The following is a 23,347-nucleotide window of genomic DNA, read 5'->3' as shown; positions in this document are numbered from 1 at the left end:
TTAACTCTCGGATAAATAAAATTTATGATTAAGCAAAAAATAAACAAGATAAAATTAAAAAAAGTTTATTTTAGCATAAGGAGTTTGTTGTATTATAATTAATTATATACATAATAAATGTTTTATAGTTAAAAATAAGGGGGAGTCTATATGTCTAAAAATTTCAAAATAGCTTTGTGTCAGACTAAGGTAAAGGATGATAAGGATTATAATCTAAAGAAAGCTTTAGAATTTATAGAAGAGGCAGCTATTAATGGTGCAAATATTATTTCTTTAGGGGAGATGTTTATCTGTCCTTATAGAAATGATGCATTCATAAAATATGCTGAAGAAGAAGCGAGTAGCCAAACGCTTAAATCTATATCTAATATGGCAAAAAAACATAATGTATATGTAGTGGCCGGTTCTATTCCTGAGAAAGAAGAAGATAGGTATTATAATACATCATATGTTATAGGAAAAGACGGAAATATTATAACTAAACATAGAAAAATGCATCTATTTGATATAGACATAAAAGATGGAGTATATATGAAAGAATCTGATACATTCTCTTATGGAGAAAATATAACTATATTTGATACAGATTATTGCAAAGTAGGACTTGCTATATGTTATGATATGAGATTCCCTGAAATATTTAGAATTATGGTTCAAAATGATGTGAAACTTGTAATAGTTCCAGCCGCTTTTAATAATATTACAGGACCTGCTCATTGGGATATTATAATAAGAAATAGAGCTGTAGATAATCAGATATATTTTGCAGCAGCAAGCCCTGCTAGAAACTATGACGAGACTTATCTAGCTTATGGACACAGTAGTGTTTGTAATCCGTTTGGAGAGATTATAGGACAATTAGCTGAAGATGAAGACATATTGTATTCTAATATAGACTTAGAGTATTTAGAGAAGGTAAGGGAACAATTACCTCTTTTAAAACACAGAAGATTAGATTTATATGATATTAAAACAAAAAGATAAAATAAAATATAAATTATATTAGAAATTTTTGTGAATTTAATATATAATTATAATGTAATTTGAATTAATATTTATGAAGGGAGTATCAATATGAACAAGATAAGCTTTTGTTATAATAATGCACTTGACTTTGTAAGACAAGAAGAAATCGATTTTATGCAGCCTAGTATAAAAATGGCTCATGATTTACTACACACTAAAAAAGGACCTGGAAATGATTTTTTAGGATGGGTAGACCTTCCTAAGAATTACGATAAAGAAGAATTTAACAGAATAAAGAAGGCAGCAAACAGAATAAAAGAGAATTCAGATGTATTACTAGTAATAGGAATAGGTGGATCTTATTTAGGGGCTAGGGCTGCTATAGAGATGTTAAGTCATTCTTTTAGAAATAATTTAACTAAGGAAGATAGAGAGTATCCTGAAATATACTTTGTAGGTAATAATATAAGCTCTACATATATAATGGATTTAATGGATGTTATAAAGGATAAAGATGTTTCTGTAAATGTTATATCAAAATCTGGGACTACAACAGAGCCGGCTATAAGCTTTAGAATATTAAAAGAATACTTAGAAAATAAATATGGAAAAGAAGAAGCTAAAAAGAGAATATTTGCAACAACTGATGCTAAAAAAGGCGCATTAAGACAACTTGCACAAAATGAAGGATATGAAACTTTCGTAATTCCAGATGATGTAGGAGGAAGATTCTCTGTATTAACAGCAGTAGGACTTTTACCAATAGCTACAGCTGGAATTAACATAGATGAAATTATGAAGGGTGCAAATGAGGCTCGTGTTGACTATGATAATGAAAACTTAGCAGATAATAATTGTTATCAATATGCTGCTGTTAGAAATGTTCTTCACAGAAAAGGAAAGAATATAGAGCTTATGGTAAACTATGAGCCAGCACTTCACTTTATAGGTGAATGGTGGAAGCAGCTTTATGGAGAAAGTGAAGGAAAAGACCAAAAAGGTATATTCCCAGCTTCAGTTGATTTTTCAACAGATCTGCATTCTATGGGGCAATATGTACAAGATGGAAGAAGAGATTTATTTGAGACAGTATTTAATGTAGAAACTCCAAGAAGAGAAGAGACTATAAAAGAAGATGATAAGGATTTAGATGGACTTAACTACTTATCAGGAAAAACTATAGATTTTGTAAACAAGAAGGCTTTTGAAGGAACTGTACTTGCTCATGTTGATGGAAATGTTCCTAATTTAGTAATAAATATACCTAAACTTGATGAGTACAACTATGGATACTTAGTGTACTTCTTTGAGAAAGCTTGTGCTATAAGTGGATATATATTAGGAGTTAATCCTTTTGATCAACCAGGAGTGGAAGCTTATAAGAGAAACATGTTTGCACTTTTAGGTAAGCCTGGATATGAAAAAGAGAAAGAGGAACTTGAAAAGAGGTTAAATAAATAATAAAATTCGCTTTATGCTATCGCATAGCCATGTCTCCAACGGAGTCCTACGAGCTCCGTTGCTCAAAAGAGTTAATATTGTAGTTATTTAATCAATATTAATCAGCTATTGAAAATTATATGATTTCTTTAAATATAAAAAAGTAGAAGAATTTTCTTCTACTTTTTTTGAGCTTCTCTTATTATGGATATTATAACTAATGATATTAATACTAATATGAATATAACTATTACAAAAATCATTTTTGCTTGAAAGTTCACAGTATCTACCCATCTGGTTTTCTTGTTTGCTTTGCTTAGTTCTTCCCTATAATAGGCATAGTCCTTAACTCCTTTTTCATTTAATATCAATACATCTGCTATATTTGAAGAGATTGCATTAATATTGGAGAGAGTATCCTTTGTTGAATAAATAGTATTTATACTAGGTGAAGTTATAACCAACATATACTTATCCTGGTGTAAAGGAGATTTTAATAATTGGATGCTTACTAAATCGTTTTTATTGTTGTTGACTATATTGATCTTATCATTAGAAATAAAATTACTAAAGTCGTCGTTGTATTGTAAATAAAGATTATCATTATATTTTTTTATTAGAGTATCTTTATCAGCTGATGAAATCAATATAATATTATCATTTTTAAGGTTACTATTTATACTTGTATATAAATCAAAGTCTATAAAGTCGTTTGAAGATTTATTCATGCTAGATAATACAATTGAATATAGGTTTATCTTGTCTATATTACTTAAATCTTCAACTATTAGGCTTAAGCTATTTGATCTATTATACATTGCAAATGGAGCTGGATAATCATATAGTGAATAAGAGCTTTGATTACTATATGAACAGTGGATATAAGATGAATCTAATATAGTTGCAAAGCATACATTGTCATCTATAAAATCACAGTTTGATTTAATAAGAGGGAGATAAAATTCAACTTTCAAATTAAAAGCTTTAAGGTTTAAAAATTCTTTGGGTATTTTAAATCTTAATTTATCATTGTTAAAGAGATCTTTACTCAGTTGTTTTGTGTTAACAGGAACATCATTTATATATACATTAATTGATGCATTTTCAAAATTTAATATACTAGAATATCTAAAATTTAAATTTATATATGAATCATCAGATAGCTTAAGTCCCTTAGGTATTTGTATATAAAACGTTCTACTTTGAGATAAAGCTCCATTTAATTTTACGCTATTGTAATTTAAATCTTTAAAGGATATGTCTGTGTCATCATCATCTTTTTGATCGGCCAATTCAAAATCTATAATTTGGCTTGAATTTAGCATTTGTCTAGATAATTTACTTTTAGATAGTGCATTTATAGATTTATCTATATCATACGATATGAATAAGATTTTTTTTGCTTTGTCATAAGGGGATTGTATTTCCTTTATAAATCCTTCGTTTTCACTTACTATATAATTATTTTCAAAATACTTATTTATATTATTTTTATCTAATATAAATATTAGATTAGAGTTTTTGTATTTATCAATATTTGAGTAGTTTATTGTCCTAAAAAAACTATTTTTATAAGGATTGTAGTTTGATAATAATATTGACATTTTTATAGCGCCCTTTGCTTCATCTAAAGAAGGATTATCAGGTATAACTATATAGCAGTTTTCTACAAAATCTCTTTGGCTTATTATATAAGGATATGGAAAGTCACTTATACTTGTTGCATCATGTAAAAGAGAATATTCTAAATGAATAAAAGTATCTTTATGAAAGCAAAGCCAATTAAAAGTACTTAACTCATCGCAGCATAAATCCTCAGTTAGTTTAGTAAAGGATTTGATTGTTATGATGTTTGGGCCGTCAGTTATTTTATTTTTAGGAAGAGGTACAGTAAATGTTGAGTTCAAATCAAAATTATTTAACTGTATACTTTTTAATGGTATATCGTTTAGATAAACAGTTATAGAGGAACAGTCATATTTTTCTTTATTTGTTTGAGTAAAGTTAATTTTAATATAATTATTATCATTTAATATAGCGTACTTGTCCTTAGAAAAGTAGAATGTATTGGTAGAAAATACTCCATTTACGTACATATCTTTTGATAAGGGGAATATGTTGTTAACTTCCTCAGCATAGCATGAGAATATAGAAAAAAAACAAAAAAATAAAATTGTGAAAATATATTTTTTTAATGCACACATACTAGCACCTCTTTAAAATCGTTGAGTTTTATTCCATTTGACTTCTTTTTTAAAGATTAAATCCTTTATATATTCGTAGATACCTTTTAATCCTAGCAATATCCATAGTTGACAATAAGTAAAATACATTATACATATGTAGAATACATTTTTTATTTTATTTTCTCCCTTTTCAAAAGTTAGTACTATAGATATTTCTAATATAAAAAGGATATAAGCCATAATCCATATAACTAAGAAATTCCCTTCTATAGAAATTTTTAATGAACTATAACCGAATATAGTTGAGATTATTCCGAGTATAAATATAGTATCTGATATTATTATTGAAGATAAAAACAGCAAATATGTTGAAAAAAAATATATAAGATCCAAGGTTAACTTGAGTTTTTTTAATTTAAATATTTTGGGAATATATTTATGAATAACATATAAATTTCCTTTAACCCATCGTAGCCGTTGATTAAACCATACTTTTAAGGTCTCTGGTTCTTGCTCCCAGGTTATAGCAAGTGGCATAAAGCAGATTTTATATCCCATTTGATATATTCTGATACTTATCTCAGTATCTTCAGCTATAGCTTTAACATCCCAACCGTTTAATTTATCTAATATACTTCTTCTTATTACAAAGTTAGTTCCGGGTATTGTGGCTAAGTTAAATAAAAACCATCTGCCACCTTGAGATAACCATTGGAATGACAGTGTTTCTATATTTATGAATTTAGTTAATAAATTTCTACTTTTGTTTCTAGTCCTGAATTTTCCTATTACAGCTGCATATGTATCATTTGAAACTAGTGTATATATAAGATATCTTAGTGCCATTGAATTTGGTGTATTATCAGCGTCGTAAACGGCTATAAAGTCTGAATTTGAACTTTTAAATCCTATATTTAAGGCATTTGATTTTCCTTTACCGCCATTTAGTGGGGTAGTATTTATTATTTTTAAGTTTTTATCAGTAGTTTTACATATATCGAGTAGTATATTTTTAGTATTATCAGTAGAATTATCGTTTATAACTATTATTTCAAGTTTATCGCTTGGATAGTTAAGATTTAACAGAGAACTTACAGTTTTTAATATAACTTTTTCTTCGTTATGAGCAGGTATTAATATGGATACTGGTGGCCAATCTGTGAATTTGTTTATTTTATCTAATATATCAAATCTTTTGTCATTAGTTTTTAAAAAATATATAAATCCTGAATATGACAAAAGAACTTGGTACAATAGAGTAATCCATATAAGGGTAATAGAGTATAAAAATAAGTAGTCTATCGAATTTAAATTATCCATATTGATCACCTTTTTTTAAATAAATTTGATACAGATAGCACATTAAATCCTAAAAGCATAAATGTGAATGAAATTACTATGATCAAGATCAAAGAATAAAGGGAAGAAAATATCTTGTCTATAAATGAATAATTACCACTTGATATAATATCAGCTGTTACATAAGTTTTAATAATATAATCATTTGAATTAGTTATGCTAAAAGGGAGAATATAAGTGTTTATATTTGCATTAAAAAAATCATTTAAATAATCACTTAATACAAAATATAATTGAGTACTTAAATTAAATGAAGATACAAAATGTAGGTTATTAAGCTTTAATATATAAGGATAACTGTATTTACCATCATATAAGTTACAAATTATATCTGATTTATCAGAAGTTATAATTGTAAAATTTGAGCTACTAGGTATTTTATAATTATTTTCTTTATAATAAACAGATAAAAAGTTTTTTTTAAAACCGTTGTAATCTATATTTTCAAGTTTGTGTTCATTTATTAAGTGATTTATATTAGGGCCTATCCAAAATATATCTTTTTTAGATAAATATATATCATCTAATATGTATTTGTTTATAGATAAGGTTTCTGTTTCAAAAAATATAAATATATATTCATAGTTACTTATTTCGCCTTGTGAATAATCAGATATATCTTTGCTTTGAATATCGTTTTTAAAGTTTGATAATAGTTTGTATAGCTTATAAGTTTTATTTAAACTAAAGTCGGTAGATTGATTTGATTGATAGAGTATCAAAATATTATCTTTAGTATTATCACAAAAAGCCAAGCCTATATTTAAATTTATTAATATTAAGCATATAAGCAGGCTTTTTTTAAACATCATATTCTAGTTCTCTTTCAAGTGTTTTTTTTATTTTTATAGGAGTATCTAGATTATCGTTGTATTCGTTGCATGAAGCTTGGCATTCTATAGTAAATATTTTTTTATCATTTTTATTTTCAAGATTAAATGTAGTAAGATTTATATCGTTCTTTATCCTATTCTTTAGATTATTTGCGCCTTCTAAATCTGTGCTAGGAAGTATTAATGCAAAAGTATCGTGTTCTACCTTATACTTTTTATCAGATGATCTTAATGCAGAGGATATTTTATCAGCAATATTTCCTAAAAGATTGTTCATTTGATTGAGCCCGTATATAGATTTAAATTCATTCAAATATTTTATTTTTATAAGAACTATAGAAAAAAATTCATTCTCGTATCTTTTGGCTCTATCTATTTCTTCTTTTAATTCTATATAAAATGTTTTTGAGTTTTTAAAGTGAGTAACCATGTCTATGGTTATATATTCACCTACATTATGAGTATAAAAGTCAAGTTTTGATAATATATCTTTCGTATGATTTCCTAAATAACCAGAGGTATAAGCTACTATTGGAATGATTAAAAACCATATATAGTAATTTTCAAATGCTATCTCAATAGGAGTATTAAAAATAGTATTAAACATAAGATAGGTTCCAAGCAAAAAAACGAAGAACAAACTTGAAACTAAACTCCAAATAAGACCATAAAATAGACCTAATACAGATGTCAAAAGTGTTGAGCAAAATAACATAAAATCTATAATGTTTTTGATATTATTTTTGCTGAACAAAAATGTTGTTATTAATAAAAATTCTAGTGATAATGAAAGAATTAAAATCTTGTATTTTATGTTTTTATTCATCAAAAATCCTCCATTAAATATCTAGTAAAGATATAGATAATAAATATTGAAGGTTATCAAATGAATATACCTCTTTTGTTTGTTCATTCCCAAAGCTTCCGTATAAAGTGGAATCTTTGCGAGATACTTGAAATGCAGTGCATTTATTTAATAATTCTTGTGATTTTTTAGGCTCATCAACTAAATAGAATAATCTAGATGCAAGTGAATAAATAGCTGTGGATTCTATGTGAGATGCAGGATTTAAATCCAAAGAATATTGGGAGTATAGCTTATTGTCTTTTTTGAACTCTTTATATATCCAATCTATATCTTTTGATGATATTAAATCAACTTCTGCTAAATGTATTAGTGTGTATAAATTTTGAGTTAAATCTATATTTTTTTGATCTACGTATTTTTTATTCTCAATATCATATCTGTATCTATATAAACTTGTATTAGGTATTTTAGAGTTTAGTACTATATTTTTAGAACTTTCATATATATTTTTCCATCTACTATCTAATAATGATAGATTTTTTAATGTGTATAAATCTATATATGAAATTGTAGTATATTTTGAGGTGATTTTATTTTTTATATCGTAAAAGTCAAAGCATATATCGTCCTTTGTGTTGTACTTTAACAAACCGTCAGATATTTTTTTTATTTTTTTAGAATAATCTTTATCATCCCATTTTTCATCAGCAAGAATTAATGCTTTTAATATTCGAAAATCATCTATTAGACAATTAGCGTTGTCTTCGAATTCATGTTCTCTTATTCTCCATGCAAATGTAGAGTTTTTTAGAGATAAGTTTTTAATGGTAAACTTTAAGGCTTTATCAAAATTATGTTTATCATCTTTATTTAAAAGGTATAGAAGTAGTAGGCCTTGAGATTCTGATAGTATATCCTTTCCAGTAGCCTTATCTATATTTATCTCTTTTGAATCCAAATAGTTTGTGTATATTCCAAGTTTTGAATTTGACATGTTGTTTAGTATAAATTGTAGAGTGTTATATTCGCTATATGATGTTTTGATAGGTATATTATCGACTTTTTTAGAATTATAGATTAAGTTGAAATTTATAAAAATCAGTAATGTAAAACAAAGTGAGATTAGAAACAATAATTTTTTCATATAAAAACTCCTTTAAAATAATATATATTAAATAGTTTTGGTTTTTTGGGAAAAAATATACATTATATTAGTTTGTTAAGAACATACTAAATAAAAAACACAATTTTGCATAAAATTACATATAAACAAAAAATTCATTAAATATTGACAAATGTTTTTCTTGTATGCTATCATTAGATCAATCAAATTAAAAAAATTGAATGATAAATTTAGTGCGTTACTGTTGAGCAGGCGTAAACTTATGTATACAAGTAATCTTGTGTATATAAGTTTACGCCTTTTTTGTTTCCAAATTTTAGATAGGAGGGGTGTATTTGGAGAAGAAAAATTTTAGAGTATTAAAGCTTTTAAACAATAATATAATTCTAGCTTTTGACCTTGATAACAAGGAAGAAGTAATACTTCTTGGAAAAGGCATAGGATTTGGGAAAAAGGAGAATAAAAAGGCCTATATTCCAAGAAATAGTATAGAAAAATCATTTGTAACTTACGATGATAAAATGACTAATGATTATTTTAAAATTGTAAATAGTACAGATTCAAAGGTAATAGAGATAAGTGAAAAAATAATAGATAGTGCAGAAAAAAAATTAGGTGATTTAAATTCTCATATACACATTCTTCTAACAGACCATATAGGATTTGCTATTGAAAGAGTAAATTCAGGTCTTGAAATAACCAATCCGTTTATAGATGAAATAAACATACTTTATCCTGAAGAATTTAAGATTGCAAGTGAGGGAATAAGCATTATAAAAGAAAATTTAGATATTGATTTAGGAAGGGGAGAGGTTGGCTTTATAGCTATGCATCTTCATTCTGCCAAAAAAAACGTAAATGTAAAAGAGACCGTTAAAAGCACGAGAATATTAAATGAGATAGTAAATATCATAGAAGATGGTCTTAATATAAAAATCAAAAAAACAGATTATGAGTATAAAAGGCTTATAAATCATCTACAAGGTGCTTTAGATAGAATAAAAAATAAAAAAACTATCAAAAATCCACTTTTGAGCAATATAAAAGAACAGTTTAAGGATTCATTTGAAATAATAGAAAAAATAAAAGAAAAGATAGAAGAGGAGTATGAAACTGAAGTATTAGAAGAAGAACTGGGTTATATGGCAATTCATATTGAAAGATTAAAAAAATAAAGGGAGGAATTATAATGAATAATGTATTTGGTAAGGTTCAAAAGCTAGGTAAATCATTAATGCTTCCTATCGCTGTAATGCCGGTTGTAGCGATACTATTAAGGCTTGGGGTATTATGGGATATGCCGTTTATAACGGCAGCAGGAAGTGCTGTATTTGACAATTTAGCTATATTATTTGCAATAGGAGTAGCAATTGGATTTGCTAAGGATTCACAAGGGGCAGCAGGACTTGCTGGTGCAGTTGGATATTTTGTTTTAGATGGTTGTGCTAAGGCTATTAATGCCGATATTAATATGGGCGTTTTAGCAGGTATGATAGCGGGTATTGTAGCTGGTAACTTGTACAATAAATATAATGATATTAAGCTACCTGATTTCTTAGGTTTCTTTGGTGGAAAGCGTTTTATACCTATAGTAACAGCATTTGCTTGTATAGTATTAGGTTTTGTATTTGGTTATGTATGGCCATACATTCAAGATGGAATAGATTCTATAGGTAATTGGATAATAGGAGCAGGGGCAGCAGGAATGTTTGTGTTTGGTTTCTTAAACAGATTATTAATACCAACAGGTCTTCATCATATTATAAACAGTATAGTTTGGTTTATATTTGGAAGTTATAATGGAGCAACAGGAGATTTAAATAGATTCTTTGCAGGAGATCCAAATTCTGGATTATTCATGACTGGATTTTTCCCCGTTATGATGTTTGGTCTTCCAGCAGCAGCTCTTGCTATGTATACTTGTGCTAAAAAGGAAAATAAAAAGGCTGTAGGAGGAATGTTATTATCAGTAGGATTTACTTCTTTCTTAACGGGAATAACAGAGCCGCTTGAATTTATGTTTATGTTTATAGCACCTGTTTTATATGTAATACATGCTGTTTTAACAGGTTTATCTATGGCGGTAACTTATATGTTTGGAATTCGTCATGGATTTGGATTCTCAGCTGGAGCAATAGACTATTTTGTAAATATGAACTTAGCTACTAATGGATGGTTGTTAATACCTTTAGGGATAGCATTCTTCGTATTATACTATGTTATATTTGTATTTGCTATAAAGAAATTCGATATTAAAACTCCAGGTAGAGAGGATGTATCAGAAGATAGAGACTCTAATGTTTCTAATAAAAACAGTGATATGGATGAGTTAGCAGTTGAATATTTAAAAGCATTAGGTGGAAAAGAAAATATAGTTGAGCTAGACTCTTGTATAACACGACTTAGGCTTGTTGTTGACGATGCTTCTAAAGTAGATGAAAATAAATTAAAGTCATTAGGAGCATCGGGAGTTATAAAGGTTAACAATAAGAGTATGCAAGTCGTAGTGGGAACTAAGGTTGAACTTTTATCTTCAAGAATGAAGAAGCTTATATAAGCTTCTTCATTCTTATTAAAATAAAAAGCTAAAACAGGAGATGGTTATAGTGAGAGCTATTATAAACTCAAAAATAATACTAGAAGATGAAGTTTTAGAAGATAGTGTTATTGTTTATAACGATAAGATAGTAGATATAGTTAAGAGTAATGAGTTTGAAAATGTAAAAGTCGACAGCATTATAGATGCTAAAGGGAATTATGTAAGTGCAGGCTTTATAGATCTTCATATACATGGGTCTGGCGGATATGATACTATGGATGCTACAAAAGAAGCCTTAAATACTATATCTAAGACTATAATCCAAAATGGTGTCACATCTTATTTGCCAACCACTATGAGCATGTCAAAATCAGATATAAAAAATGCACTGGATAATATAAGAAACACAAAAATTACAGGTGGGGCAAAGTCTGTTGGAGTCCATCTTGAAGGTCCATTTATAAATCCTAAATACAAAGGTGCGCAAAATGAAAAATATATAATAAATCCTGATTACGAGTTTATAAAGAATTATCTAGATATAATAAGAATAATAACATTTGCACCAGAGAAAGATGAAAACTTTGAGTTTATTAACAAAGTGAAACAACATAAAAATGTAGTTTTATCTATGGGACATACTGATGCAACATTTGAACAAGCAATAGAAGCTATTCAAAATGGAGTAACCTATGTGACTCACGCTTTCAATGCTATGACTGGGCTGCACCATAGAAATCCAGGTGTTATAGGAGCTTTATTTGCAAATGATATATACTGTGAGCTAATAGCTGATACTATACATGTTCACAAAGGAATATTTCAATCATTCATAGACATGAATAAAAAGGAAAAAGTAATACTTATAACTGACTCTATGAGAGCTGGGTGCATGAAATGTGGAGAGTATGAACTTGGAGGACAAAGGGTAATAGTAGATGAAATAAGTGCAAGACTTGAGGATAACACATTAGCTGGAAGTATATTGAAATTAAACGATGCAGTTAAGAACATAAGAGACAATACGAAATACAAAATAAATGACATTATTAATATGGTAACAGTTAACCCTGCTAGAGCAATAGGCCTATATGATGAAATAGGAAGTATAGAAAAAGGAAAAGCAGCAGATTTGGTAATATTTGATGAAAATATAAAAATTTTAACAACAATAATAAATGGAGATACTTTATACGAGGTGATATAGATGAGAATTATATGTGTTGACAATTACGATGATATGAGCAAAAAAGCTGCTAATATAGTCGCAAGTCAGATAATATTAAAGCCAAATAGTGTATTGGGACTAGCTACTGGATCAACTCCAATAGGTATGTATAAACAGCTTACAAAAGCTTATGAAGATGGGCATATAGATTTTGAAAAAATAACTACATTCAATTTGGATGAATACTTTAATCTAGACAAAAAAAATGAACAAAGCTATTACCACTATATGAAAAAGAAATTATTTGAAAAAGTAAACATAAATATGGAAAACATCAACATACCAAACGGTATGGCTGATAATATAGATGAAGAATGCTTGGAATATGAAAAGAAGATAAGAAACAAAGGTGGAGTAGATATTCAAGTGCTAGGTATAGGAAGGAATGGGCACATAGGGTTTAATGAACCAGATATTAAATTCGAAGCATTAACTCATATGGTAAAATTGGATGAGCAAACTATAGAGGATAACTCGAGATTTTTTGATTCAATAGAGGAAGTTCCAACGAAGGCTATAAGCATGGGAATTAAGACTATTATGAGAGCTAAAAAAATAGTACTTCTCGCAAGTGGAAAAGAAAAAGCAGAATGTATATATGAGGCAATATACGGGAATATAACACCTAGTATACCAGCATCGGTACTTCAGCTTCATCCAGATGTTATATTCGTAATAGACAAGGAAGCAGGTTCAAAATTAAATTTAGAAGAAATAGATAAACAGTATTTATAGGAGGGGACTAGATGTTAAATTTTTTTAAGAAAAAGAATAACCAAATTATCATAAAATCTCCATTTGAAGGAGAAATTGTAGATATAACAAATGTAAATGACCAGATGTTTTCTGGTAAAATGCTTGGAGATGGAGTTGCTGTAATCCCATCTAGCAATAAAGCAGTGGCACCTTGTGATGGAGAGATTACTCAAATATTTCCTACAAATCACGCTTTTGGAATAACTACTAAAGAAGGATTAGAAATACTAGTTCATATAGGCATCGATACTGTGAATTTAAAGGGAGAAGGTTTTAAAAGAATATTAGAAGCAGGAACATCTGTTAAAAAAGGAGACACTGTTGTAGAAGCTGATTTAGACTATATAAAAAATAAAGGAAAAGACACTATAACTCCTATAATAATAACTAACATGGATAAAGTAGAATGTTTAGATAAAAATCTTAAAAATATAGAAAATGTTATGGATATAACTTTGAAAAAATAATAAAGATAATATAAAAGCCTATACTATTCATATAAATAGTATAGGCTTTTGTATTTTGTGAAAACATTTTCCACAAAATACCTTAATGGTGTTATAATCATAGTGCATAAAAACACAATTTGAGGTGGGAAGTATGGATAATATAGATAAGCAAAAAGGATTTATATTAGTTATTATAGCTGCTGCATTTTGGGGATATATGGGTGTTCCTACTAGAAATTTAGGAAATTTAAATTTTGATCCGTTTGAAATTTCTTTTTTTAGAACTTTAATTGCATCAGTATTTTATTTTTTATATTGTTTAAAGAAAAAACCGAATAGCCTGAAGGTTGATTATAAAGGAATAATATTTTTTATGATTTATGGAATAAGTGCATTTACATTAACCTTTATATCCTACAATATATCCATAAATTATGTTTCTGTATCTATAGCGACTGTTTTAATGTTTACATGCCCAGTTTGGGTAGTGGTTTTATCTCACTTTTTATTTAATGAAGAGATAAATAAAAATAAATCAATAGCTATAATACTGAACTTATTTGGTTGCTTTATGATATCGAAGGGATACGAATTCAGTAATTTTTCAATTAGTATAAAGGGAATAATATTTGGACTTATATCTGGATTTTCATTTGCACTTCAAGGAGTACTTGCTAAGATAGTTGATGAAAAATATGATAAGGACTGTCTTTTAGCATATTCATTTTTATTTGGAACTTTATTTTTAATATTTTTCGTAGATTTTAAAAATACTGTAAATATATTCAAAGGTACAAATGACATGTACTTTATAATAAAAAACATTATAGGAGTAGGTCTTTTTAATACTGTAATAGCTAATGGATCTTATGTAAAGGCAGTCGAGTACTTAGAGGCGAGTGTTTGCAGTATAATAGTGTCGCTAGAACTTGTAGTAGCTGCAATTGTAGCATATTTTGTATTTAACGAAGCTCTTGAGGTTCTTCAAATAATAGGTATGATTATGGTTATATTATCTATAGTTGTGATTAATGTTAAGAAAAAAGAAAAGATAGATGAAGATGTCGAAAATGCAGAAATATAAAGTTAAACTTAATTCAGTTGGAGTTTTTAATCCAACTGAATTTTTTGCGTAAGTGCTCCTTTCGGATAAACTATTAAATATATTAGTGTTTAGCAAAAAAATAGATTCATTAAAATACCGATACTTAATCAAACTTTTGATATAGTACTTTGGTCACTTTGATTTAATTGTTTTTTGTATTATAATGTAATAAAAAGTAATATAAAACCAAATGAACTAACATATGGGTTCGAATTTTGTCTAAAATTGATAGGAGGATTTAAAGTGGGGTACACAAATGTAAAAATTAAAGGAATAGGAGCTTATCAGCCGTGTAACATTATAAGCAATAAATACTATATACAAGCTTTTAAAGAAATAGCTGTAGATGTAGAAAATATATTGCAAAAAACAGGGAAAAATAAAAGAGGAATAATAAATAACGTAAATGAAAATTCATTAACAATGGCAATAAAATCTGCAGAAAAAGCATTAAAAAATGCAAATATTTCTGCTGAACAGCTAGATATGATAGTATTTGTATCTGATACTCCTGAGTATTTGAGCCCTTCCAATGCTCTAATTATTGCTAATAAAATTAATGCAAAAAATGCAAATGTTGTTTATGATATGAATGCTAATTGTCTTGGTATGCTCGTAGCATTAGATCAAATAAGCTGTGTAATGAAAATGAAAGAAGATATAAAATATTCTTTAATAGTAAGTGGTATATATGCATCTTCAATATCAAGAGAAGATTGTTTAGTTACTTATCCTATGGTAGGTGATGCAGCTGCAGCAATAATTCTAGAAAAAAAAGAAGAGGAGATTCAAAGAGGAATTATTGAATCTAAATATTTGACATTTTCCAAATACTATGAAAATGCTATGTCTCCTGCTTGTGGAATGACTAAAGCAAGAAAAGATGAAGTTACTGAATACGATAGAAAAATGAAGTGGATACCTTTTTCTATGGATTTCTGTCCAGATGTATGGGCAAAAATGATAAAGGAATTTGCAGATAAATATAAATTTCAAATTAGCGATATAGATAATTTCTTTTTATCTCAACTTACAGTTAATTATTTAAAGAAAACAGCTAAACTACTAGACATTGAAAAATATGAGGATAAGTTTCCTTATATAGGAGATGTATATGGTTATACTGGAGCTACAAGTCCAATTATTGCTCTACATTATGCTTTACAAACAAAAAATATAAAAGAAGGAAGTAAAGCTATTTTTGCTTCAGTTGGAACGGGATTAATTCTAAACTCTATCTTGTATATATTCTAAAGTAACGTTTTAAGTAAAAATATATATTTAACTTATGAAAGGATATTATATTATGAAAGCTAAAAACTTATATTGGAAATTAACACTTAATTTAGAAGCAACTACATACTTGGTTTTGCTTCCTTTTGCAATATACAATATATATGTATTAGGAGGATTTTGGGGTGATAATTTATATTATCATTGTTTTTCATTGTCTTTAGCAGTTGGTTTAAACTTGTTAGTTGGATTAGGTCTTAGAAAAAAGTTTATATATAATGATTTAAAATCACTTTATGAACTAAAAGATTTAAACGGTGAAGACGTAGTTGCTATTAAAAGAAGTTTATTAAAACTTCCTCTTAAAGAAGGTATTACTATGTTTTTTAGAGGTATGTTTGGTCTATTTAGTATTATGATTATTACTAATTTTTTTATTTCTGTAACTAAAATTCAATACATAGCATCATTAATATTGGGTACCATTTTTGGCTTAACTGGCTTTGTCCTAAATTATATAAATTCCGAAAAATTTATTATGAATATTTTTATTGATAATAAATTAGAAAATACTGAAGATGTAAACGATGCATACATAAAATTTGGACTATCAACAAAAATATTTATAGGCATTTTATCTGTAGTATTTTTAGGCATCAGTACATACTCGTACTTAATTTACGAGATCAATACCGGTATAATAAATCCTGATAAATATGCTGTTCATTTATTAATTTCTGCTTGCTGTATAATTTATGTTACAATGACTTTTTCATATGTTTTTATTAATAATATTAAAAATAATATAATGCATATGGAAAATGCAATAAATAATATTGCTAAAAATAATTTAGATATAGACATAGTTAGTGTTTCATCGGATGAGATTGGAAATATGAGTAGAAAACTTCATCAAATGAAAGAAAACTTAAAAAAACTCATTATAAATATTTCAAAGGAATCTGAAAATATATATACATATTCAGTGAATTTAACAGAGACCATTAATGAAACTGTAAAATCTATTAGTGAAGTTTCTTATGTTATAAATGAGTTGTCAAGTGGAGCAACTAATCAAGCTCAAGATTCACAAATAGGAGTATCTAAGCTATGTGATTTAGGAAAAAAAATTAATAATACTACAGAAAATTCTAATATAGTGAAAAATAGTGCAGAACAAGTAGACAAAGCTAGCAAAGAGGGCTTTGAGTCAATGATAGTTTTAAAGGATAAATTTAATATCAATGCTAACTTATCAACAGAAATGTCTAATGATATAAAATTATTAGCAGCAAAATCATCTGAAATAGTACATATAGTTGATACTATTAAATCTATAGCTAGTCAAACTAACTTATTAGCTTTAAATGCATCAATAGAAGCCGCTAGAGCAGGTAAACATGGTCAGGGATTTTCAGTAGTAGCTGAAGAAATTAGAAAACTTGCTACAGAATCAGATAATGCTACAAAAGAAGTTGAAACTATTATTGATGAAATGCAGAAACAAATGCAAATCACAGAATCAAGTATTCAAAAATCAAATATATTAGTACAGGAAACAAGTAATTCTGTTGAAAATGTAGCCAAATCATTTAATAAAATTGAAGAAATGATACTAATTTCAGTAAAACAAGTTAATGATTTATCTAACAATATTTTGCAGATTAATGAATATAAAGAGACTGTTTTTGGTTCAATTGAAAACATAGCATCAATAGCTCAAGAATCTGCTGCATCTACTGAAGAAGTAAGTTCTAGTATGGAACAACAAAGATACACTGTAGAAGAAGTATCAATAATATCTAGTAACTTAGAAAAAACAGCTCATTATTTAAAAGAAGAAGTTAATAAGTTTAGATTTTAATTAAATTATATTACTTTCCCAAAAAAGTAGAATGGCCTCACCTTTTAGGATGAGGCCATATATTATACAAATTTTACAAGTGAAGATTTTTGATTATCTACAAAAATCATCTCACTATACTACCTTTAAATACAAGCTTTAAGAAAGCACATATTATTATCAAAAAGCTTATATATCCGAATATAGGGTATAGAATCATTATTAAATTTGAAAATCCAAATTTAGCTAAGAATATAGATATTACACAAAATAAAAAGCATAATTTCTTTTGATCTATATTAAATATCGGTTTTATCCTAGTTATAATTCCAAATCCATTTCCTATTGCGGTTGTAAACATTGCAAACCAAAGTATTATAGAGTATAAATATTTTCCCCTGTAATTTGAGTAACTCGATATATTTAGCATTGGAAGTTCTAAGGTAGATATATCGTTATAAAGTATAAGTGATGGCATTAGTATGAATAAAGCTAGTATTCCAAGAAATAATCCTCCAAGTATACCTCCCTTTATAGCATTTTTTTTGCTGTCAACTAAAGACCCAACTGATGTAAGTATGACTAAAGCTGGTATCATATTATACCCAACATAAGTTACAGATGATATTATGAATTTGTAATCATTAGATGTATTAATGTGGTTTAGGACATTTATATTTATACCTTCATGTAAAATAACATTTGATCCTATATACACTATTGAAATTAATAAGAAAGGAACTATTACCGTGTTTACGGTGGATAATCCTTTTACACTGAAAATAAATGTTATAAATGTGGCTATTGCCATAAATAATATACCTATATTAGCATCTATATTGTATTGCTCCTGAAATATAGCGCCGCTTCCTGCGAGCATTATACAATAGCCAGCTATTAGGAATAGTATAATTAAAAAATCTATTACTTTGCTTATACTCTTACCGAATATCTTTTCTAAGAGTTGATTGTAGCTATATATATTATTTGTATGAGCTGCTGAAAGGATTATACTTCCTATCAAGCAGAATAAAGATGTTGCGATTATTATACCTATTAGACCATTTACTCCGAACTTTCCAAAAAAGTTCATAATTTCTTGTCCTGAAGCAAATCCTGCACCTATTATGGTGCCTACATAGATACTTGCTATTTTGATATATGAGTTATCTTTCATATTAAATCCCCCTTAAAAACATAATCATTATTTAATTTTATGTAGATATAAAATAATAATTACACTATTAACAAGTGTTGTAATCAAAAATATATATGTAACTATTTTTCGATAATGAGTAGGAAATTATATTCCTAATTTAAAAATCTTGTATAAAATTGGATATTAATGAAAATATACTAAAAATGCAATGTTATAACTAGGTATATTCAATTGTTGAATAGGAGTTATATATATGTTTGGAGAAAAATGAAAAAAATATAATTTGAAATATTATTAATTCTTGAATTATGAATGGCAAGAAAAATGAAGATGAACTTTTTAACGTTGAAAAATCAAAGGGTTTGGGTGGGTAAAGTGAAGGCGTGAAAAAATGTAGGAAAACACAAGAATGCCATAAAATGAAATTTATATATAAAAAATTGCAAAATCACATGAAAAAGTGTTTGCAGAATTATGAAATTATGATAGTATAATAAACAAGAATTGCAATGTAAGAAAAAGGAATGGTTGAATCGGCATGGAATTGGGGGGGGATTTGATTGAGAAAAGTAGATCTAAATAGTGATATAGGAGAAAGTTTTGGATCTTATAAGATCGGATTAGATGAAGAAGTAGCAAAATATATTACCTCTTCAAATATTGCATGTGGATGGCACGCGGGTGATCCTATCATAATGGATAAAACTATTGATATATCAAAAAAAGAAGGTGTTAAAGTAGGAGCACATCCAGGCTTTTTTGATTTGATGGGATTTGGAAGAAGAAATATATCTGTTACAAGTGAAGAATTAAAAGCTTATATTAAATATCAATTAGGAGCAATTATGGCAATTGCAAAATCAAAAGGAGAAAAAATACAACATATAAAACCTCATGGGGCAATGTATAATATGGCGGCTAAAGATAGTGGATTAGCCATGGCAATAGCTGAAGCTGTATTTGAAGTAGACAAAAATATTATATTGGTAGGTCTTTCAGGTAGTGAAATAATTAAAGCTGGGGAAAACGTTGGCATTAAAGTTGCTAATGAGGTATTTGCAGATAGAGCATACAATTTTGATGGGACCTTAGTGTCCAGAAAATTAGAAGGTGCATGTATACATGATACAAATGTAGCTATAAGTAGAGCATTAAGAATGGTAAAGGAAGGGAAGGTAACAGCTGTTAATGGAGAGGACATTGAAATAAAAGCAGAGACTATATGTGTTCATGGAGATAATCCTAAAGCTATAGAATTTGTAAAAAAAATTAAGGAAAGACTTGAAAGTGAAGGAATTACAGTAACTTCAATGTCAAACTTTATTAAATAAGGGGGTTGTGAAAATGAATGGGGTTAAAGCATCTTCAAAAACAAATATGGTAAAAAGAAATTTAGGCAGTATTATTGGGGCAGCTTTCATAATGGCAACATCAGCTATTGGACCAGGTTTTTTAACACAAACAGCTGTATTCACTGAGCAATTTAAAGCAAGCTTTGGTTTTGTAATACTTGTATCAATTATTCTTGATATTGGGGCTCAAATGAATGTATGGAGAGTAATTGGTATATCTGGCATGAGAGGTCAAGATATTGCTAATAAAGTAGTACCGGGTCTTGGGTATTTTGTTGCAGTAATTGTTGCTTTAGGAGGACTTGCATTTAATATTGGAAACATTGGAGGGGCAGCACTTGGATTAAATGCTCTTACAGGAATTAATATAAACATGGGAGCAGTAATTAGTTGTATTATAGGTATTATTATTTTCTTATCAAAAGATGCAGGAAGTTTAGTTGATAGATTTACAAAAGTATTAGGTATTTTAATGATTTGTATAGTTGTTTATGTAGCTTTTGTTACAGACCCTCCTGCTGGTGATGCACTTGTTAAAAGTGTTAATCCAGAAAATCCAAAAGCATTAATTTTTCCAATTATTACTCTTTTAGGAGGAACAGTAGGTGGATATATTACTTTTGCAGGAGGACATAGATTAATAGATGCAGGAATTACAGGAGAAGAAAATGTAAAAGAAATTACAAAAGGTTCTGTGATTGGAATTGTAATAGCATCTATAATGCGTGTATTTTTATTTTTAGCAGTACTTGGCGTAGTTAGCAAGGGATTAGCTCTTGACCCTTCAAATCCAGCGGCTTCAGCATTTAAACATGGAGCAGGAATGATTGGATATAAATTTTTTGGAATAGTACTTTGGTGTGCAGGGATTACATCTGTTGTAGGGGCTGCATATACTTCTGTATCATTTTTAAAAACTTTGCATCCATCAATAAATAAGAATGAAAAATATTTTATTATAGCTTTTATTATAATATCTACATGTATATTAACATTAATAGGAAAACCAGCAAAACTATTAGTATTAGCAGGTGCATTAAATGGATTAATACTTCCGATTACAGTAGGAGTTATGTTATTTGCTTCAAAACAAAAAAGTATTGTTGGAGATTATAAACATCCTACATGGCTTTTAGTGTTTGGAATATTTATAGTTATTTTAGCTTCATATGTAGGAGTAAAATCTTTACAAAACATACAACTGTTGATGCATTAGGGGGAGATATTATGTATTTAAAGCCAAAATATTCATTTGCAGGGGATAGAGCTTTAGTAATAGAGTACGGGGAAGAAATATCACCAAAAATAAATTCAAGAATAAAAGTAATGACAAGCGCTATAGAATCATCTAAATTAAAAGGAATAATTGAAGTGGTGCCTACTTATTGTTCGTTAATAGTACACTATAATCCTTTTGATATAGACTATTATACTTTAATGGATAAATTGGATAAATTAGAAAATAGAATTAATAATATTGATTTTTGTGAATCAAGGATTATAGAGATTCCAACTGTATATGGTGGAAAATATGGAGTTGATATTGAAGAGGTAGCAAAAACTAATGGATTATCATTAGAAGAAGTGATAAACGTTCACACATCTAAAGAGTATTTAGTATATATGTTAGGATTTACACCAGGATTTGCTTATTTAGGAGGAATGGATAAAAAAATAGAAACTCCAAGACTTAAAACACCTAGAATAAAAATAGATGCAGGATCTGTTGGTATAGCAGGAAGTCAAACTGGAATATATCCAATAGACAGTCCGGGAGGATGGCAGTTAATAGGAAGAACCCCTTTAAAATTATATGATCCATATAATGAAAATCCTATTTTATTAAAGTCAGGAGATTATATTAAATTTACAAAAATTAGTGAAGAAGAATACTTAAAAATAAAAGAAGAAATAGAAAATGGAACGTATGAATATAAAATATATACAAAACAAAAAAGGAGTGCTTAAGTTTGGGAAGTATAAAAATAATAAAACCTGGACTATTGACTACAGTACAAGATAAAGGTAGATACAGCTACCAAAAGTTTGGCGTTCCTGTATCGGGTGTTATGGATTCTTTTTCTCATAGAGTTTCTAATTTATTGGTTGGAAATGATTTGTTTGAAGCTGTTTTAGAAGTTACTCTTTTGGGACCTGAAATTGAGTTTTTAGATGATTGTGTTATTTCTATTACAGGAGGAGATTTATCTCCTATGATAAACAAAAAAAGCATATATATGTGGAAAAGTATGTATGTTAAAAAAGGAGATATATTATCTTTTGGTCAAATAAAAAGTGGATGCAGAAGTTATATTTCTTTTGCTGGAGGAATTGATGTACCTTTAGTTATGGGAAGTAAATCAACATATATAAAAGGAAAAATAGGTGGTTATGAAGGAAGATCGTTAATGTCTAACGATATATTAAAGATTGGCAGTATAAAAGATAATTTTAAAAACTTAAAAGGAAGAACTATACATTCAAATCACAAACCTGTGTATACTAATGAGTTTGAAGTTAGAGTTATTTTAGGTCCTCAAGATAATTACTTTACAGATAAAGGAATAAATTCTTTTCTTTCCAATCAATATGTTGTTACAAATGAATGTGATAGAATGGGATATAGATTGGATGGAGAAAAAATAGAACATATAAAAGGTGCAGATATTATTTCTGATGGAATAGCTTTTGGAGCCATACAAGTCCCTGATAATGGAAAACCTATAATAATGATGGCTGATAGACAAACAACAGGTGGATATACTAAAATTGCACATATTATCAGTTATGATTTATCCAAAATAGCGCAGGCTAAACCAGGTGATAAAATAAATTTCAAGTCAATAAGTATTGAAGAAGCTCATAAAATACTGAAAAGCAGCTTTTATTAAAAAAGACATGAAAATCTATAATTCTAAGATTTTTATGTCTTTTTTTTGTGTTTATATCCATAAAAATAAAAGATAGG

The 23,347-nt window shown here is 27.9% G+C and carries 20 protein-coding genes; 14 read left to right on the top strand and 6 right to left on the bottom strand.

The genetic code is table 11. The features are described 5' to 3' along the window. Positions 1-150 precede the first annotated feature (150 nt). Both M2214_RS13635 and M2214_RS13630 read left to right on the top strand, forming a co-directional pair. Complete coding sequence (locus M2214_RS13635; RefSeq protein WP_248479695.1) at positions 151-984, top strand: carbon-nitrogen hydrolase family protein; 834 nt, start codon at positions 151-153, stop codon at positions 982-984. A 90-nt stretch (positions 985-1,074) separates the two neighbouring features. Next, entirely contained in the window at positions 1,075-2,427 is a 1,353-nt protein-coding gene (locus M2214_RS13630) for a glucose-6-phosphate isomerase (RefSeq protein WP_248479682.1), read from the top strand. Positions 2,428-2,585: 158 nt separating this feature from the next. Here M2214_RS13630 and M2214_RS13625 read toward each other — a convergent pair whose 3' ends face one another. The 5 genes from M2214_RS13625 to M2214_RS13605 form a co-directional block, all read right to left on the bottom strand. Then, a complete protein-coding gene (locus tag M2214_RS13625; RefSeq protein ID WP_248479681.1) occupies positions 2,586-4,502 on the bottom strand; it encodes a cellulose biosynthesis cyclic di-GMP-binding regulatory protein BcsB in 1,917 nt (638 codons plus the stop codon). 120 nt (positions 4,503-4,622) lie between these two features. After that, positions 4,623-5,912, bottom strand: a complete 1,290-nt coding sequence (locus tag M2214_RS13620) for a glycosyltransferase (protein ID WP_248479673.1) — start codon at positions 5,910-5,912, stop codon at positions 4,623-4,625. 5 nt (positions 5,913-5,917) lie between these two features. Beyond that, entirely contained in the window at positions 5,918-6,763 is an 846-nt protein-coding gene (locus M2214_RS13615) for a hypothetical protein (protein WP_248479671.1), read from the bottom strand. Continuing rightward, positions 6,753-7,610 carry a diguanylate cyclase domain-containing protein gene (locus M2214_RS13610; protein ID WP_248479669.1) on the bottom strand — a complete coding sequence of 286 codons (858 nt, stop codon included), beginning with the start codon at positions 7,608-7,610 and terminating at the stop codon, positions 6,753-6,755. The genes M2214_RS13615 and M2214_RS13610 overlap by 11 nt, the downstream gene beginning before the upstream one ends. Positions 7,611-7,623: 13 nt before the next feature. Continuing rightward, positions 7,624-8,736, bottom strand: coding sequence for a glycosyl hydrolase family 8 (locus M2214_RS13605; protein ID WP_248479667.1), 1,113 nt, complete (start codon positions 8,734-8,736; stop codon positions 7,624-7,626). Positions 8,737-9,050: 314 nt separating this feature from the next. On the opposite strand from M2214_RS13605, the gene M2214_RS13600 reads away from it, so the two are divergent. The 8 genes from M2214_RS13600 to M2214_RS13565 all read left to right on the top strand — a co-directional run bounded on the left by M2214_RS13600 (position 9,051) and on the right by M2214_RS13565 (position 17,889). Beyond that, the gene (locus tag M2214_RS13600) at positions 9,051-9,890 is read left to right on the top strand and encodes a PRD domain-containing protein (RefSeq protein WP_248479665.1); all 840 of its coding nucleotides are present in this window, start codon (positions 9,051-9,053) and stop codon (positions 9,888-9,890) included. Positions 9,891-9,904: 14 nt separating this feature from the next. Further along, the gene (gene nagE, locus M2214_RS13595; protein ID WP_248479663.1) at positions 9,905-11,272 is read left to right on the top strand and encodes an N-acetylglucosamine-specific PTS transporter subunit IIBC; all 1,368 of its coding nucleotides are present in this window, start codon (positions 9,905-9,907) and stop codon (positions 11,270-11,272) included. Positions 11,273-11,321: 49 nt separating this feature from the next. Continuing rightward, positions 11,322-12,461, top strand: a complete 1,140-nt coding sequence (nagA, locus tag M2214_RS13590) for an N-acetylglucosamine-6-phosphate deacetylase (protein WP_248479661.1) — start codon at positions 11,322-11,324, stop codon at positions 12,459-12,461. Continuing rightward, positions 12,462-13,217, top strand: a complete 756-nt coding sequence (nagB, locus tag M2214_RS13585) for a glucosamine-6-phosphate deaminase (RefSeq protein WP_248479659.1) — start codon at positions 12,462-12,464, stop codon at positions 13,215-13,217. 11 nt (positions 13,218-13,228) lie between these two features. After that, a complete protein-coding gene (locus M2214_RS13580) occupies positions 13,229-13,705 on the top strand; it encodes a PTS sugar transporter subunit IIA (protein WP_248479657.1) in 477 nt (158 codons plus the stop codon). Positions 13,706-13,838: 133 nt separating this feature from the next. Next, positions 13,839-14,771, top strand: coding sequence for a DMT family transporter (locus M2214_RS13575; protein WP_248479655.1), 933 nt, complete (start codon positions 13,839-13,841; stop codon positions 14,769-14,771). 264 nt (positions 14,772-15,035) lie between these two features. After that, entirely contained in the window at positions 15,036-16,046 is a 1,011-nt protein-coding gene (locus M2214_RS13570) for a ketoacyl-ACP synthase III (protein ID WP_248479653.1), read from the top strand. Between the two features lie 52 nt (positions 16,047-16,098). Then, on the top strand, positions 16,099-17,889 hold the full coding sequence (locus tag M2214_RS13565) for a methyl-accepting chemotaxis protein (RefSeq protein ID WP_248479651.1): 1,791 nt from the start codon (positions 16,099-16,101) through the stop codon (positions 17,887-17,889). A 106-nt stretch (positions 17,890-17,995) separates the two neighbouring features. Here the strand turns inward: M2214_RS13565 and M2214_RS13560 are convergent, their stop codons facing one another. After that, complete coding sequence (locus tag M2214_RS13560; protein WP_248479648.1) at positions 17,996-19,045, bottom strand: YkvI family membrane protein; 1,050 nt, start codon at positions 19,043-19,045, stop codon at positions 17,996-17,998. A gap of 542 nt (positions 19,046-19,587) precedes the next feature. Here M2214_RS13560 and M2214_RS13555 point away from each other — a divergent pair. From M2214_RS13555 to M2214_RS13540, 4 genes are read left to right on the top strand one after another with little or no spacing between them, the layout of a single operon-like run. After that, a complete protein-coding gene (locus tag M2214_RS13555; RefSeq protein WP_248479646.1) occupies positions 19,588-20,358 on the top strand; it encodes a LamB/YcsF family protein in 771 nt (256 codons plus the stop codon). Between the two features lie 13 nt (positions 20,359-20,371). Further along, positions 20,372-21,595 carry an NRAMP family divalent metal transporter gene (locus tag M2214_RS13550; RefSeq protein ID WP_248479644.1) on the top strand — a complete coding sequence of 408 codons (1,224 nt, stop codon included), beginning with the start codon at positions 20,372-20,374 and terminating at the stop codon, positions 21,593-21,595. Positions 21,596-21,606: 11 nt separating this feature from the next. Next, positions 21,607-22,347, top strand: coding sequence for a 5-oxoprolinase subunit PxpB (gene pxpB / locus M2214_RS13545; protein WP_248479642.1), 741 nt, complete (start codon positions 21,607-21,609; stop codon positions 22,345-22,347). Positions 22,348-22,349: 2 nt separating this feature from the next. Further along, positions 22,350-23,270: a 5-oxoprolinase subunit C family protein gene (locus M2214_RS13540; protein ID WP_248479639.1), complete on the top strand. Its 921-nt coding sequence runs from the start codon at positions 22,350-22,352 to the stop codon at positions 23,268-23,270. Positions 23,271-23,347: the final 77 nt, after the last annotated feature.

Source organism: Tepidibacter aestuarii (assembly GCF_934924865.1).
Lineage (GTDB): Bacteria > Bacillota > Clostridia > Peptostreptococcales > Peptostreptococcaceae > Tepidibacter_A > Tepidibacter_A aestuarii.
Note: the sequence above shows the minus strand (reverse complement) of the source record. Positions and strands in the feature narration are given on the sequence as shown.

Bases quoted from the DNA above. Each gene is read 5' to 3' on its own strand.
- M2214_RS13565 (WP_248479651.1), top strand. From the start codon at position 16,099: ATGAAAGCTAAAAACTTATATTGGAAATTAACACTTAATTTAGAAGCA.
- M2214_RS13610 (WP_248479669.1), bottom strand. From the start codon at position 7,610: ATGAATAAAAACATAAAATACAAGATTTTAATTCTTTCATTATCACTA.
- M2214_RS13560 (WP_248479648.1), bottom strand. From the start codon at position 19,045: ATGAAAGATAACTCATATATCAAAATAGCAAGTATCTATGTAGGCACC.
- M2214_RS13605 (WP_248479667.1), bottom strand. From the start codon at position 8,736: ATGAAAAAATTATTGTTTCTAATCTCACTTTGTTTTACATTACTGATT.
- nagB (WP_248479659.1), top strand. From the start codon at position 12,462: ATGAGAATTATATGTGTTGACAATTACGATGATATGAGCAAAAAAGCT.
- M2214_RS13575 (WP_248479655.1), top strand. From the start codon at position 13,839: ATGGATAATATAGATAAGCAAAAAGGATTTATATTAGTTATTATAGCT.
- M2214_RS13635 (WP_248479695.1), top strand. From the start codon at position 151: ATGTCTAAAAATTTCAAAATAGCTTTGTGTCAGACTAAGGTAAAGGAT.
- nagE (WP_248479663.1), top strand. From the start codon at position 9,905: ATGAATAATGTATTTGGTAAGGTTCAAAAGCTAGGTAAATCATTAATG.
- M2214_RS13620 (WP_248479673.1), bottom strand. From the start codon at position 5,912: ATGGATAATTTAAATTCGATAGACTACTTATTTTTATACTCTATTACC.
- M2214_RS13630 (WP_248479682.1), top strand. From the start codon at position 1,075: ATGAACAAGATAAGCTTTTGTTATAATAATGCACTTGACTTTGTAAGA.
- M2214_RS13550 (WP_248479644.1), top strand. From the start codon at position 20,372: ATGAATGGGGTTAAAGCATCTTCAAAAACAAATATGGTAAAAAGAAAT.
- M2214_RS13615 (WP_248479671.1), bottom strand. From the start codon at position 6,763: ATGATGTTTAAAAAAAGCCTGCTTATATGCTTAATATTAATAAATTTA.
- M2214_RS13625 (WP_248479681.1), bottom strand. From the start codon at position 4,502: ATGTACGTAAATGGAGTATTTTCTACCAATACATTCTACTTTTCTAAG.
- pxpB (WP_248479642.1), top strand. From the start codon at position 21,607: ATGTATTTAAAGCCAAAATATTCATTTGCAGGGGATAGAGCTTTAGTA.
- M2214_RS13580 (WP_248479657.1), top strand. From the start codon at position 13,229: ATGTTAAATTTTTTTAAGAAAAAGAATAACCAAATTATCATAAAATCT.